Source organism: Aquitalea magnusonii, from assembly GCF_003202035.1.
Classification (GTDB): domain Bacteria; phylum Pseudomonadota; class Gammaproteobacteria; order Burkholderiales; family Chromobacteriaceae; genus Aquitalea; species Aquitalea magnusonii.
In genome coordinates this window covers 1-14,144 of the sequence record NZ_QJKC01000004.1, presented here as the reverse complement: position 1 = coordinate 14,144, position 14,144 = coordinate 1, and the positions used below count along the sequence as shown (strand labels likewise).

Below are 14,144 nucleotides of genomic sequence, written 5' to 3'. Positions count from 1 at the left end.
TTAGCCCACCTCATGGTGGGCATTTTCATTTAAAGGCCCGCAATTGCGGGCCTTTTGCATGGAGGCATCCATGGGTGCAAATACCTTCCTTTTCGACACCAATACGCTGATTGCGCTGGTGCCGAACTTGAAACGCAGCCAGAAGTTTCTGCTGGACAAGTTTTTCCCGGGCATCGTGATGTCCGAAACCGAGTTTGTCTCGATCGACGTTGATGTCGGTAAGCGCCGCATGTCGCCGTTTGTCTCGCCGATGGTGGAAGGCAAGTTGGTTGAGCAGCGCCGCTACCAAACCAACATGTTCAAACCCGCCTACATCAAGGACAAGCGGGCGCCGGATCTGCGTAAGCCGGTCCGCCGCATGATTGGTGAGCGTATTGGTGGCGAGCTGACCGGTGCCGAGCGTGAAATGGCCAACCTCCAGTTCGAGATGGAAGATCAGCTGGATATGCTGGATCGCCGCCTGGAGTGGATGGCTGCTCAGGCACTGATGAGCGGCAAAGTGACCATTGCCGGCGATGGCTTCCCGACCTCTGTGGTCGATTTTGGCCGCGATGCATCGCTGACCACTACGCTGACCGGTGCTGCACAGTGGGGCCAAACAGGCGTGCTGCCTTCTCAGTCGATTGAAAACTGGGGTCACCAGGTGCTGAAGAAATCTGGTGGCCAGTGTACCGATATCGTTTTTACCACCACAGCTTGGGAATTCTTCCTGGCTGACCCGGTGGTCAAAGCAGCAATCTGGTATCCGGGTGGCGGCGGCCAAGGCAACAGCATCAATGTTGGTCCGCAGATCCAGAAGGGCGCCCAGTTCAAGGGTGTCTGGGGTCAGTACAACCTGTGGGTCTACAACGACTGGTATGTCGACGATAACAACGTCGAACAGCCGATGTTGCCGGACGGTACCGTCATCATGTGCGGTTCCGATATGCAAGGTACGCGTGCCTTCGGCCAGATTCTGGACCCTGACCACGCTTATCAGGCCATGCCGTACGCGCCGAAGACCTGGGTAGAAAAAGACCCGGCTCAGCGCATTCTGATGCTGCAATCCAGCCCGATCGTCATCCCGTCCCAAGTGAATGCCTGCTTTGCTGCGACGGTTTGCGCTCCGGTTGTTAACTGATAGGTGGTGACCATGGCTAAGACTGTCAAAGCCTATGTGCTGACTGGCACGGTGGTTACCGAAGCCGGCCGATTCGGCCTCGGTGAGCAGGTCGAGGTTGAGCAGGCTGAATACCAGTACCTGTCCGATCGCGGGATTCTTGGGTTGGCCCCGGATGCCACTGCTACGGTGCCGGGCTCCGCCACGGTGTCTGCAGAAACTGACGACGCCGGCCCCAGCGTGACCGTGGTGACTGAAGAAGCGAGCAGCTGATGATTGACTGGGACAAGCAAGTGCTTGGCCCTGTCATTGGTGTGTTTGGCGAGCCGGCTGAGATAACCCCTCAGTCGGGTTCGCCTTACTCGGTTTCCGGTGTGTTTGATGAGGCCTACAAGGCTGTGGATGGGTTCAGTGGGGTTGAGTCGATTACCTCTGTTTGTCCGGTATTCGGCATTCAGGCTTCAGCCTGCCCGGCGCGGCCCCAACAGGGCGATGCGGTCACGATTATTCGCCTGGGCATCACTTATCTCATTCGGGATATTCACGATGACGGACATGGCCATCTCAAGCTGTTGATGAATTACGCTTCCGGAGGCTGACATGCTGTATCGCAATTTGCTGCGAGATGCAATTGTCGCAGCCATTCAGCAGGCAAATACACTGGCCGGATTGAGTGTATGGAATAACCGCGATGCTCCACTAATGCTGCCGCAGTTGCCGGCAGTGATTGTTTCGGCGCCCAGCGAGCACAAGGAAAGCATGGGGCGAAATGTGCCCATGTTTAACACCATTGCACAGATCCACATCAATGCTCGCGTCCAGGCCGCCGACCTCGGTACTGCAGTGGCTGATCTTGATGTGTTGGTTGAGCAAATCGAAGAAGCCATCTTTGCTAGCCCGGATATCACCAGACAGATTCAGCAATTTGCATCTGTCGATACCGAAGTCGATTTTTCGGCCGAGCAACGCTACCACATAGGCGAGGCGCAAATAGTTATCGCGTTGGAATTTCCGCAGCTATACAACCCCAACGTCACCACGCAATTGACCGATATCGGGATCCACACGCAGGTAACTGCGCCTGGCGCTAGTAGCCCGATTGCCCTGGATATGGATAGTCCGCTTCCGACCGCGTAGGAGAGACCATGTTTGTAAAACCCGCACCGGGCCTGAGTGTCCGGGATCCCGATTTGCTGGACCTGCTGCCCGACGAGGGCCGCGAAGTGCCCGACACCGACTACTGGCAGCGCCGTGTGCGCGATAAGGACGTCGAGCTGGTCGGCGCGCCCCAGCCCGTTCCGGGCGATTAAGCCCCAACCCCCTACGTAAAACCCCGCTTCGGCGGGGTTTTTTGTTTCTGGAGCGTCTGAATGACCATCCCGTTTAAGAATATCCCGGCCAACATCCGGGTGCCGCTGTTCTACGCCGAGGTCGACAACTCGCGCGCGAACACGGCGCAGGCCAATCAGCGTGCGCTGATCATTGGCCAGATCACCTCCGCCGGCACTGCGGTAGCCAACATCCCGGTGATCAGCCAGGGCCCCAGCGACGCCCAAACCGTAGGCGGCCCCAGTTCGATGCTTGCCCTGATGACCGCTATGTATCGCATGAACGACCAGTTCGGCGAAGTATGGTATCTGCCGTTGGCGGATAACGGCAGCGCCACGGCCGCTACCGGCACGGTCACCATCGGCGGTGCGCCGACCGCCAACGGCACCCTCTACCTGTATGTGGGTGGCGTGCGCTATGCGGTTCCGGTGCTGACCACCCAGACATCAGCGCAAATTGCCACGGCGATTTCCACGGCGATCAATGCAGATGTTGCTTGCCCGGTTGGAGCTTCCGCTGTTGGCAGTGTCGTCACGTTGACTGCCGACAACAAAGGCCCGTGTGGTAACGATATCGACCTGCGCGTGAACTACCTCGGCCCGGTTGGCGGCGAAATCCTGCCAGCAGGTATTACGGTCACTCTTGTTCAGATGAGTGGTGGTGCTACCCCGCCGGACATGACCACTGCGATCGCTAACCTGGGTGACATGCCCTTCGATTTCATCGTCTGCCCGTACAACGACACCATCAGCCTGAACGCGCTGCAGACTTTGCTGAATGACACGACCGGCCGCTGGAGCTACGCCAAGCAGATCTACGGGCACGTGTTTGCAGCCAGCCGGGGCACGGTCAGCACGCTGACCACGCTCGGTACCGGGCGCAACAACCAGCACGAGACCATCCTGGGCTTCTACGACAGCCCGACGCCGAACTGGTTGTGGTCGGCCGCGCTGGCGGGTGCCGCGGCGGTATCGCTGCGCGCTGACCCGGCCATGCCGCTGCAGACCGTGGCGCTGCAGGGCGTGCTGGCCCCGCCGCTGCAGAGTCGCTTCATCCTGTCCGACCGTAACACCCTGCTGTACGACGGCATCAGCACCTTTATGGTCGGTCAGGACGGCACGGTCTACATCGAGAACCTGATCACCTCCTACCAGAAAAATGCGTTCGGCAACCCGGACAACAGCTACCTGGAGGTGGAGACCCTGTTCACGCTGATGTACGTGCTGCGCTTCATGCGGACGATGGTCACCAGCAAGTACGCACGGATGAAGCTGGCGGCCAACGGCACCCGTTTCGCTGCCGGTTCGAACATCGTCACGCCGGACATCATCCGTGGCGACATCATCGCGGCCTACCGCCAACTCGAGTACGACGGCGTGGTGCAGAACGGCGATGCGTTCAAGGCGGGTCTGATCGTCCAGCAGGACAGCAACAACCCCAACCGCGTCAACGTGCTGTGGCCGGGCATCCTGATCAACCAACTGCGCATCTTCGCGCTGCTGGCGCAGTTCCGTCTGCAGTAACCCTTACCAATCCAGCACAGCCGCCTTCGGGCGGCTTTGTGCTTTTCTGGGAACCGTAAATGGCTGATACCACCAACCTGCTCGCCGGTACCGCAACGCTGACCGTCGACGGCACCGCGTACATGCTGGAAGGCGAGCTGAAATACAACGTCTCCAAGGTGACGCGCGAAACCATGAAGGGCATGGACGGCGTGCACGGCTACAAGGAGACGCCGAACGCCGGTTATATCTCCGGCCGCTTCCGCGATACCGGTAGCCTGACCGTGGCGCAATTCAACGCCATGACCAACGTGACCGTGACCGCCAAGCTGGCCAACGGCAAGACCATCATCGGCCGCAACATGTGGACGGTCGAAACCCAAGAAGTTGACTCTGCCGAAGGCACCGTTGAGGTGCGCTGGGAAGGCATGAGCGTCGAGGAGGCGTAATGGCTGAAGAAAACAAAGCCGAAGTGCCGGACGAGCTGACCATCGAGCTGCGCAAGCCGGTCGAGCTGGCGGGCGAAACGACCTACGTGCTCGAACTGCGTGAGCCGACCGTCGACGAGCTGGACCGGTTCATGAAAGCGCTGGACAAGCACGGCCCGATCGAGGCGACAAAGCTACTGATCTCGGCTGTGTCCGGTGTCAGCGTCGCGGTGCTCGGTAAGGTAGGTGCCCGCGACTTCAAGACCGCGGAAAGCTACCTGTCGAATTTTTTCGGTTAGCGCCGGCCGGCAAACGGCCTCCGGACTGGGAAAGTCGCATTGTCGAGGTGACCAAGTTTTACGGGTGGGGGCCGCATGATGCATGGGGTCTCACTTGGTCGCGCGTTGAGTGGTGGCATGGCCACATGATGAGGATGATGAGTAATGGCGGCTGAAAACCAGTTCCGGTTAACGATCACGGCCGTGGATAAAGCCACGGCCGTTTTTAATCGCATTCAGACTCGGCTTGGTTCGTTCGGTAAGCGATTTGCGATCGGCAAGCGTCTTGGCGAGCTGGATAGCCAGCTCAGCCGGATGCGTTTCGATGCTTTGTCAAAGAAGGCTGCGAGTTTTGGCAATAGCCTTGCCAAGGCCGCGGAACCGATGAGTATCGTCGCGGGCGCAGCCACTGTCGGCGGTCTTGCTGCTGCGGCATCGAGCTGGGCCAGCCTGGGTAGTAGCGTGCTGCAAACTTCGCGGGTAATGGGTATTACCGCGCGGGATCTGCAATCGCTACGCGGCGCAGCCAGTCTCGCCGGCGTATCGACCGAGCAGCTTGATAGCGGTATCGCACAGCTGGGCAGCACGCTCAACGACGCGCTGTACGGCCGAAACATGCAAGCGTTGGCGTTGCTCAACAAGCTCGGAATCGGCATCCACCGCACCAAGGATGGTGCGATCGACACGACGCGGGCGCTGAAAGACATGTCTGATGTGCTCGCAAACCCGAAAATGAATGCGCAGACCAAAATGATGCTCGCAAGTCAGTTCGGCATTCAGTCGCTGTTGCCGATGTTGCTGGACGGCAGTAAGAAGCTGGATGCGGGGCAATCGCGTGCTGCGCAATTGGGTGCTGTGCAATCTGATGCAGAACTGAAGAAGGCGGCTGAGACCGAGCAAAAGAAACGCGAGGGGGCGCTGGCTGGGCAGCATGCTCAGAACTGGCTGGGTGACGCGATCAGCCCGATCTACAACCGGATCATGGTAACGGTTACTAAGTGGCTATCCGAATCGCCAGGCATGACCATCGCCAGTAGCGCGGCGCTGGGCGTGGCAGGAGCGTGGCTGATCAAAAAGACCGTCACTTCCGTATCTGGCAGGCTTTTGAGTGCGGCGGCCAAGTCGGTATCCGCTGCGGTAGCTGATGCGGGTGGCGCTCAGGCCGCGGCAACGGGGGCTGAAGTTACCGGAATTCTCGGGGGTTTGGGTTCCGCTATCACCGCGTGGATTTCGCGGCTTTGCGCGCCTGCCTATCTGATGCTGCATTCCGACTCGCTCAACGCGGGAGAGAACGAATGGGCTAAGCAGCACATTCAGAAGCTGGGCGGATCCAAGACTTGGCATGGCCTCGATATCGCCGGCGGCGATTATGCAGCCCTGCGCGACAAGGCCCGTGGTGCATATCGGCCGTGGTATGAATTCGGCGACGAGAACGACCCGGCCTACATTCAGCGCTACATCAAAGAGCATCCGAAAGAGGCACCGAAGGGATGGACAGAAGCTGTAGCTCCAAGCGACAAAGGCAACCCGAGCCAGGTGTCCAAGCAGCTGTTCGATAAGTTAGAGGCACAATACCAACTGCCGAAAGGCATTCTTGACAGTGTCTGGTCGACCGAGTCTGGCCGCGGTAAAAATATGCGCTCTCCAAAAGGTGCGCGCGGCCATTTTCAGTTTATGCCGTCCACGGCCGCGCAGTATGGACTGAAGAACCCGGACGATTTGATTGAGTCATCGGAAGCTGCCGCGCGTATGCTGCGCGATCTGCTGCGACAGAACCGCGGCGATGTGCCAAAAGCCTTGGCAGCATGGAACTGGGGGCAGGGCAACCTGAATAGCAAAGGTATCGGGAATGCACCTGCCGAAACTCGTGGATTCATCGCAAAAGTGGCGGCGGGTATGGGGGCGGCGCCTTCGCCGTCCGCGCAGTCGGCTGCTTCGCAGTCAGCCCCAATATCAGGGTCGCCGCCAGGACGAGGCGCGGCGCCGGGCGACTCTAACGCTCAAATCGCGGCGCTCCTTGTGCAACTGAACGACAGCGTTGCAAAGCTCGGGCAACTCAAAGTCAACGTGCAAACGCACGTTACCGGGTTGCCTCATGGCGCCGCTGCAGAGTCTAAAGTGGCAAGCAGTGTTGATTCGCGATTCAACTATCCGATGCCGGAAATGGTGACCCCATGAGCTTTCAGGATGTACTTAACGGCGTGCAGCAGGCTGCCGGTGCCGTCAGTGGTGTCATGTCTGCGGCCAATCAACTGCTCGACGCGCTCGGGCTCGGCGCGCCCAGCTACCAGGACCAGCTGCGGCCCGCGTCGTACCGGGGCGTTCCGTTCATCGTGCTGGCTGCGGATGGCAAGTTTGGCAGGCGTAATGCGCTACATGAGTACCCGAACCGCGATACGGTGTGGGTGGAAGATATGGGGCGCGCAGCCCGCCAGATCAGCCTGATCGGCTTTTTGGTCGGTGACGACGTGATCCAGCAGCGTGATCAGCTGATCGCTGCCGCCGAGTCCAAGGATATGGGTGAGTTGGTGCACCCGACCCTGGGCACGCTGTACGTCAGTCTTGATACGTTGCGCGTCACCGAGAAATGGGACTCCGCACGCGTGTTCGAGATTGCGCTGGCGTTCACCGAGTCCGGTCTGCGGGAATTCCCTTCTGACACTACTGATACCACTGCTGATGTAGATGGGGCGGCCGCAGCCGGTGGCCTGGCTGCTGTCGCAGATTTTATGCATCAGGTGGCCGATGCGGTGAAGCAGGGCATTGCGATCGTTCAGCAAGTTGTAAATACCGTGACCAAGTGGGTCGGCATCGTCAAGAACGTCATCAATGCCGCACGTAACCTTTACAACGCAATCGCTGGCATCCCTGGGTATTTCGGGCGTTTTCATGGCCTGCTTGACTCGTATTCCGGGCCGGTGCCGCGCACGCCCACGGCGACTGCTGTAGCAGTGCGCCAAGCCATTGCGGCGGGAACGCAGCAGCGCGATGTCGTCGTGAGCAGCCTGGGTAGCATGTCGGCGGCAGCTGGTGCGCTGAGTAGTGACCCTGGAACGATCAATGCCTTTGCAGCTTCAGTGCAAGCTGTGGTTGTCAATGTGCTTGCGGCGTGCGCAAATCCTGCAGACGCAATCAGTGCGCTGACGCAAATGGCGCAGTTTACTCCGCCGGCACTGCCGCAAGACACGTCGCAAATCGGCACGGCAATGGCAGCGGCACAAAGTGCCACCGCAGCATTGTTGCGCCGCAGTGCGGTAATCGGCGCATGCCAGGCTTCGGCGCGCTATCTGCCGACCAGCTACGACGATGCTGTAGCGATGCGAGCTCAAATGTGCGCGCTGCTAGACGGAGAAATTCAGTTTGCCGCTGATGCGGGGCAGGATGAAACCTATCAAGCACTGCGCAGTCTGCGCGCTGCAGTAGTGGCTGACTTGACTGCTCGGGGTGGAAAGCTGTCGCGCGTCACCACTGTTACGACGCCGACGCCAGTGCCGGCGCTTTTGCTGGCCCTGCGGCTGTACCGCGATCCGACCCGCGCTGACGAATTGATCCGGCAGGCCAGCCCGATTCACCCAGCGTTCATGCCGACTAGCTTCAAGGCCCTGGCGCAGTAGCTTACGGCGTCACCATCTCCGGCATCGGGTACTTCCGCATGATTTCGGCCTGCTCGGCGCTGGAGATCGGTTTGACCGGCCCGCGTTTGATCTTCTGGCAAAAGAACGAAGTCGGGTGGCCCTGTTGGTGGTAGCTGGTTGCGACGCGCGGCCCTTGTTGCTGGCACTCGGCCATCGTCTTGTACTCGGTGTAGGCCATTTGGCCGCCTTGGTAGCCGTCGGCGAATACCATGGTCAGGACAAAAACGGTAATCATCATGGTCCTTTCTTGCAAAGAAACCATTCTGCATTAACAAACCGCCCGCGTGGCGGTTTTTTCTTGGGTGCGATATGGATGACGATCTCACGATTCTGACCGCGACTAGCCGAATTTCTGGCTGGACCGGCATCAGTGTCACCCGCGGCATAGAGCGCTTTCCGTCTGGCTTTACGGTCAGTATGAGTGAACGCTTCGACGGTAACAATTTGCGGGAGGTAGCGGTCAAGCCTGGCGATTCGTTGCAGGTACTGCTGGGTAGCGATGTAGTGGTAACCGGTTACGCCGATCGTTTCGTGCCGGCTCTTGGCGCGCGCCGGCATAGTGTTTCGCTTGTTGGCCGAGGCCGGTGCCAGGATCTGGTCGACTGTTCGCATGCGTGGAATGGCTGCCAGATGAGCAGCGTGACCGTTGAGGCAATCGCACAAGGGCTCTGCGCTCCGTACGGTATATCGGTCACAGCGCTGGCGGATGTCGGGGCACCGATCCCTCAAGTCAATCTAGCCTGGGGTGACACGCCATATAGCGTGATCGAGCAGCACGCTCGCTATCGGCAGTTGCTGGTTTATGAGGATGCATATGGCAATCTGGTACTGAACCAAGCGACGCTACCGAAAAATGGTGCGTCTTACCCGACAATCGAAGAGGGGAAATCGCTAGAAGCAGGTGGATCGCTGTTTGCGATGGATCAGCGTTTCAGCGAATACGTGGTGCGGCGGCTGGCGATCGACTCCATGTCTGACGTAGGCACAGGCCCGGACGTGCTTGCCACGTTTGAAGATTCAGGGGTGCCGCGCTTCCGCCGCCGCAGCATCATTGCCGAGACCGGCGATGGTGCCGATTTCTCGGTATCAAAGGCGCGCGGACAGTGGGAAGCTGCGCGGCGGGCCGGGCGCAGTTTGGCGGTGAATCTCACCGTCGATAGCTGGCGCGACGGTAGTGGAAAGTTATGGGAACCCAACACGTTGGTCACTGTAACAGCGCCGTCGCTTCGGCTGCAGTGTGTGACCTGGCTGATTTCTGAAGTGACTTATCGCCGCGACGAAACCGGCACACATGCCGACCTAGTTGTCATGCCTCCGCAGGCGTTCTTTCCGCAGCCGATCCTGTTGTTTCCCGGATTGCAGGATGTGCTACCGGCTACTGGAGCCCCTTCGAAATGATCCAGCAATTCGAACGTCTCATGAACCGTGTCTGGATGCTCGTCGGGCGCGGGAAAATCGGCCCTGTCAACGATGCAGGGGCCATTCAAGTGGTGCAAGTGCAGCTTGGCGCATCCGAAGTGCGCGACAACACGCGCCGAGCTGCTGAGTATGGTTTCACCAGCAATCCGCCGTCCGGAACCGATGCTGTGCTCGTTTTTGTTGGTGGAGACCGCTCAAATGGTGTGATCGTTGCCACCAACCATCAGCCTTCGCGTCTTAAAGGGTTGCTGCCTGGTGAAGTGGCCATTTTCGATAATCAGGGCCAGTCCATCTACTTGACGCGCGGCGGTATCGTCGTGAACGGTGCAGGGTTGCCGATGACGGTCAATAACACTCCAACGATCACCGTCAATGCCGAAGCAAAAGTGGTGCTCAATACTCCAGAACTCAATGTCGCTGGCCAGATCAATGCAGGTGGCGATATTACCGACAATGCCGACGCCGGCGGCAAGTCAATGGCGCAGATGCGCAGCATCTACAACAGACATGACCACGCCGTGCCGAATGTACAGGCCGGCAACTCAACGGCGACAAGTAATCCGCCGAATCTGCAAGAATAAAAGACGTCTCAACCCATAACCCGCTTCTGCGGGTTTTTTTGCGACCATTGCTATGTCTGACATTAAAACCATCTGGAATAGCGATTTCGAGACTGGGGACTGGGGATTTAATCCGACGACGGTTGCGCGGCAACCGATTTTAGTTACATCGCCGACGCCATTCGCCGTTTGCGATGGCAATGTATCGAGCTTCCCCCTGGTCTCAGCCCCGGGCGTTATTGATACTGTCGTTGCTTCGATCTACCGCAATGATTGGCAAGGCAATCAGTTGTTGTATCCGACGCCACGGACAAACCGCTGTCCCTACAGCGACGCATTCAACCAAAGTTCGGCTTGGGCGTTGAACTCAGCTAGCGTAACGACCAGCGCCACCCTGGCTCCGGACGGAGTTTCGAGGGCGTGCGAACTTGTAGAAGGAACAGGCACCGGACAGCACTGGATGTTCTGGACCGTCTCAACCCCTATAGGGCAAGTAAGCGCCGGATCCATCTACGTAAAGGCGGGCGCCAGGTCCGCTGGGCGGATGCTAGTTTACGACGGTAATTCTACTTTCTTTGGGGTATGGTTTGACTTGTCCGCCCAGACGGTGAGTGCAACGCGCTCCAACGGCACCGTTCTTACAAGCAGCATAACAGCAGTCGATGGCGGTTGGTTCAGGTTGAGTTTTGGTGGCAACTACACCAATAGCAGTACAGTCCAGGGGATCTATTTCAACTTAGCTAACAGTCCCGGAAACGTGTCCTACACCGGCGACGGTGTATCAGGAATCTACGTGTGGCACGCGCAGTTGGAGCCAGGTTCTACAGCTACCCCGACAATCCCAACTAACGGGGCTCCCGTAACAGTTACAGACTACACGCTTTCACCCAATGGGCTATTGACGCTCGCAACGGCGCCAGCAGCAGGCGCTGTGCTGACATGGACGGGCAGTTATGTCCTTAGCACAGTAAGCCCTGGTGGTGATCTCCAATCTGGAAGTGACATACAGACCGCACTGCTTATCAGTCTTTTTACCGACCGGCTTGCTGGTACAGACGACAAGATCCCGGACGGAACCGGCGACCCCCGTGGCTGGTGCTGCGATGACCCAAGCAGCCCTATCGGCTCGCGCCTCTGGCTGCTCCAGCGTGCAAAACAGACAACAGAAACCGCAAATCGCGCACGCGATTACATCGTCGAGGCATTGCAGTGGCTGATCGATGATGGGGTTGTTGCCAAGTTTGACATCCGTACGCAATGGGTCGGTCCGGGCAAGCTCGGGGCTTGGGTTGTTGCATATCGGATGGATGGTTCAACAGTTGCTCAGCAGTTCGGCTGGGCATGGAAGGGGATGAATTGATATGCCGTATACCCGGCCTACATTGACGGCACTGCAAAATCAGGTATCCCAGGATATAAGCTCAGCGGTACCCGGCAGCGATGGTTTGCTGCGCTTCAGTAACCTCAGCGTGCTTGGCAAAGTGCAAGCTGCTTTGGCGTATATGCACTACGGCTATCTTGACTGGATTGCTCAGCAAGCGACGCCATTCACTGCGACGGGTGAATATTTGCAAGGCTGGGGTGCGCTGAAGAAAACCTATATCAAGCCTGCCGCCCAATCCTCCGGCAGCGTGACATTTCCCGGCGTGCCCGGCACGCTGCTGCCGGCTGGCTCCGCATTTGCCCGCGGTGACGGAGTTGGTTACACGACCACGGCGGATGCGACGGTGGGTGCCGGTGGCTATGTAATCGCGCCAGCCATTGCAAATGCAGACTCGCAAGCGCTGACCGGGGCATTCGGTAATACTGCGGCCGGCACGGTGATGACGCTGGTTTCTGCAATTGCCGGGATTTCGTCGAGCGGTGTTGCGGCGACGGCATTTACCGGCGGCGCAGATCTTGAGGCAGATGATGCATTCCGGCAACGTGTGATGATTGCGTTTCAGTCTACGCCTCAAGGTGGTGCCAATAATGACTATCTGACATGGGCGTTGCAAGTGCCTGGCGTCACGCGAGCCTGGGTCGCCAATAACGGCTTTGGGGTGGGCACGGTAGTGCTCTACGTGATGCTTGACAACGCAGAGTCGGCTAACAACGGTTTTCCGGTCGGCACAAATGGCGTCTCGCAGTACGACCAAGGGCCTGGTGGTTTGCCGCGTGGCACCGTGGCCGCTGGCGATCAGTTGACGGTAGCAAACTACATCTGTCCTTTACAGCCAGTGACTGCGCTGGTCTACGTAGTAGCGCCGAACGCAAACCCGGTCAACTTCACTATCAGGGGCATCCCTGTTAGTGCGCAAATTGCAGTCAAAGCGGCAATCGCCAGCGTGCTGCTGCGCCAGGGTGCACCAGGTGGCCAAGTCAGCAGTGCGTCGCCGGGGTGGATCAGTACCGCGGCAGGAGGCCAAGTTCCGCTTGCTAACATCTGGACAGCCATTGCTGCCGTCTCCGGGATTACCGACTTCCTGATCCTGTCGCCATCTGGCGCCGATATTTCTAGCCCGGTAGGTTCTGTTCCGACCCTGGGCACGGTCACTTTCCTGTGAGGTCACATGCCTGCACCCAACTACTCAGCGGCCGACTACTTGGCTGCGATGCAGAACTTGTTGCCGCGAGGCAAGGCCTGGCCGAGAGAGCCGGGCGCGACGATGACGCAAGGCATATTCGGGCTGGCGCCGACTTACGAGCGTCAGCACGCTCGGGCCAATAACTTATTGATCGATGCCTTTCCGGCCAGCGCCTACGAGCTTCTGCCGGAATGGGAAGCCGCGGTCGGCTTGCCGGACCCGGTGCTCGGTTTGGCCCCAGCCGTGCAGGGGCGGCGGCAGCAGGTCGTTGCCAGGCTGACCGCCATCGGTGGCCAATCCGCTGCGTATTACCGGCAGCTGGCCGGGGCGCTGGGTTACAGCATAACGGTCACAAACTATGCCCCGTTTCGTTGCGGGCAAAGCGCCGCCGGGCAGCCGGCCGGATCGCAAGACTGGTGCCATGTATGGTCTGTCAACGCTGCGCTTAACACGATCATCAGGTTCGCGGCTGGGCAGTCCGGGGCGGGGGAGCCGTTGGCGAGTTGGGGCAATGCTCCGCTGCAGAGCCAGATCCAATCTGCAGCTCCTGCCCACACTGTTGTTCAGTTCCACTATTCATGATGAGGTAGCGCATGTTTCAAATTGACAACTCCACCGCTGCGACCGCGCAGCCGGCACCGACAAGCCCGGGAACTCCGGGCTTTTTTACTGATGGGAACCCGCTGACCGGTGTTGCACCCACTATTGTGCCGGCTGAGTTCTTGAATGCTGTGATGCTTGAGATGTGTAACATTGTTACTGGGGCCGGCCTGACGCTTAGCAAAGCGTCATTTACTCAGCTGCGAGACTCAATCAAGCGCATTTGCCAGAAAACTGTCGTGCTGACTGATACCGGTTCAGTAAATACTTATGTTGCGACAAATAGCCCGGCTTTGTCGGCTAGTGATCTGGTTTCCGGGCTGCTGCAGCAAGTGAGTATCAGGTCCGCAAATACCGGCGCTGCGACCTATTCGCCCGACGGGCTGTCCGCTGCGCCGATCTACGGCCTCGCATTGCAGCCATTGCAAGGCGGAGAGTTGCCGGCTGGCGGTATTGCTGTTCTGATGCGTGCAACTATTACGGGGGTGAACGGAGGAAGCCCTATCTGGATTTTGATGGAATGCGCGGGTGGGGCACAGCAAATAACGGCGGGTACTGCCGCAAATCACGCAATGCAGCTTGGGCAATCTCAAACTCAAGCGGGTACGGCATTTACCGCGGCAGGCGCGGCACCGGCTTATACCCTGACACCGTCGCCGGCAATTCAGGCGTACGCATCGCCGCAGCGCTTCAACGTCACATTCCCGACCGCCGGCACAACTGGCAG

Annotated in this window: 17 protein-coding genes; 16 read left to right on the top strand and 1 reads right to left on the bottom strand. The window is 58.8% G+C overall.

The genetic code is table 11. The annotated features are described in order from the left end of the window. Positions 1-70 precede the first annotated feature (70 nt). The 10 genes from DFR38_RS05235 to DFR38_RS05190 all read left to right on the top strand — a co-directional run bounded on the left by DFR38_RS05235 (position 71) and on the right by DFR38_RS05190 (position 8,250). The gene (locus DFR38_RS05235) at positions 71-1,120 is read left to right on the top strand and encodes a major capsid protein (protein WP_059284632.1); all 1,050 of its coding nucleotides are present in this window, start codon (positions 71-73) and stop codon (positions 1,118-1,120) included. Positions 1,121-1,132: 12 nt separating this feature from the next. After that, a complete protein-coding gene (locus DFR38_RS05230; RefSeq protein ID WP_059284631.1) occupies positions 1,133-1,372 on the top strand; it encodes a hypothetical protein in 240 nt (79 codons plus the stop codon). Further along, positions 1,372-1,698 (top strand): head-tail joining protein, encoded by a 327-nt coding sequence (locus DFR38_RS05225; protein ID WP_059284630.1) that lies wholly within the window; start codon positions 1,372-1,374, stop codon positions 1,696-1,698. Before DFR38_RS05230 ends, DFR38_RS05225 begins: the two co-directional genes overlap by 1 nt. Before the next feature lies 1 nt (position 1,699). Continuing rightward, positions 1,700-2,236, top strand: a complete 537-nt coding sequence (locus DFR38_RS05220; protein WP_059284629.1) for a hypothetical protein — start codon at positions 1,700-1,702, stop codon at positions 2,234-2,236. 8 nt (positions 2,237-2,244) lie between these two features. Beyond that, positions 2,245-2,409 (top strand): DUF2635 domain-containing protein, encoded by a 165-nt coding sequence (locus DFR38_RS05215; RefSeq protein WP_082693259.1) that lies wholly within the window; start codon positions 2,245-2,247, stop codon positions 2,407-2,409. 60 nt (positions 2,410-2,469) lie between these two features. Continuing rightward, positions 2,470-3,951, top strand: a complete 1,482-nt coding sequence (locus DFR38_RS05210; protein WP_110313105.1) for a phage tail sheath subtilisin-like domain-containing protein — start codon at positions 2,470-2,472, stop codon at positions 3,949-3,951. Positions 3,952-4,010: 59 nt separating this feature from the next. Beyond that, positions 4,011-4,379 (top strand): phage tail tube protein, encoded by a 369-nt coding sequence (locus tag DFR38_RS05205; RefSeq protein WP_110313104.1) that lies wholly within the window; start codon positions 4,011-4,013, stop codon positions 4,377-4,379. Next, on the top strand, positions 4,379-4,657 hold the full coding sequence (locus DFR38_RS05200; protein ID WP_059284628.1) for a phage tail assembly protein: 279 nt from the start codon (positions 4,379-4,381) through the stop codon (positions 4,655-4,657). Before DFR38_RS05205 ends, DFR38_RS05200 begins: the two co-directional genes overlap by 1 nt. Positions 4,658-4,801: 144 nt before the next feature. Continuing rightward, positions 4,802-6,814 carry a lytic transglycosylase domain-containing protein gene (locus DFR38_RS05195; protein ID WP_110313103.1) on the top strand — a complete coding sequence of 671 codons (2,013 nt, stop codon included), beginning with the start codon at positions 4,802-4,804 and terminating at the stop codon, positions 6,812-6,814. After that, a complete protein-coding gene (locus DFR38_RS05190; protein ID WP_059284626.1) occupies positions 6,811-8,250 on the top strand; it encodes a DNA circularization protein in 1,440 nt (479 codons plus the stop codon). The genes DFR38_RS05195 and DFR38_RS05190 overlap by 4 nt, the downstream gene beginning before the upstream one ends. A 1-nt stretch (position 8,251) precedes the next feature. Here DFR38_RS05190 and DFR38_RS05185 read toward each other — a convergent pair whose 3' ends face one another. Further along, positions 8,252-8,509 carry a hypothetical protein gene (locus DFR38_RS05185; protein WP_059284625.1) on the bottom strand — a complete coding sequence of 86 codons (258 nt, stop codon included), beginning with the start codon at positions 8,507-8,509 and terminating at the stop codon, positions 8,252-8,254. Between the two features lie 71 nt (positions 8,510-8,580). Between DFR38_RS05185 and DFR38_RS05175 the strand changes: the two genes are divergently transcribed. The 6 genes from DFR38_RS05175 to DFR38_RS05150 all read left to right on the top strand — a co-directional run. Beyond that, entirely contained in the window at positions 8,581-9,669 is a 1,089-nt protein-coding gene (locus DFR38_RS05175; RefSeq protein WP_146215918.1) for a phage baseplate assembly protein, read from the top strand. Further along, a complete protein-coding gene (locus tag DFR38_RS05170) occupies positions 9,666-10,271 on the top strand; it encodes a phage baseplate assembly protein V (RefSeq protein ID WP_059284622.1) in 606 nt (201 codons plus the stop codon). The genes DFR38_RS05175 and DFR38_RS05170 overlap by 4 nt, the downstream gene beginning before the upstream one ends. 52 nt (positions 10,272-10,323) lie before the next feature. Continuing rightward, positions 10,324-11,610, top strand: a complete 1,287-nt coding sequence (locus tag DFR38_RS21415) for a phage head spike fiber domain-containing protein (RefSeq protein WP_204377403.1) — start codon at positions 10,324-10,326, stop codon at positions 11,608-11,610. A gap of 1 nt (position 11,611) precedes the next feature. Next, positions 11,612-12,796, top strand: coding sequence for a baseplate J/gp47 family protein (locus DFR38_RS05160; RefSeq protein WP_059284621.1), 1,185 nt, complete (start codon positions 11,612-11,614; stop codon positions 12,794-12,796). Positions 12,797-12,802: 6 nt separating this feature from the next. Continuing rightward, positions 12,803-13,399 carry a YmfQ family protein gene (locus DFR38_RS05155; protein ID WP_059284620.1) on the top strand — a complete coding sequence of 199 codons (597 nt, stop codon included), beginning with the start codon at positions 12,803-12,805 and terminating at the stop codon, positions 13,397-13,399. A gap of 11 nt (positions 13,400-13,410) precedes the next feature. Beyond that, on the top strand, positions 13,411-14,144 hold a 734-nt coding region (locus DFR38_RS05150; protein ID WP_211310739.1), incomplete at its 3' end, for a hypothetical protein.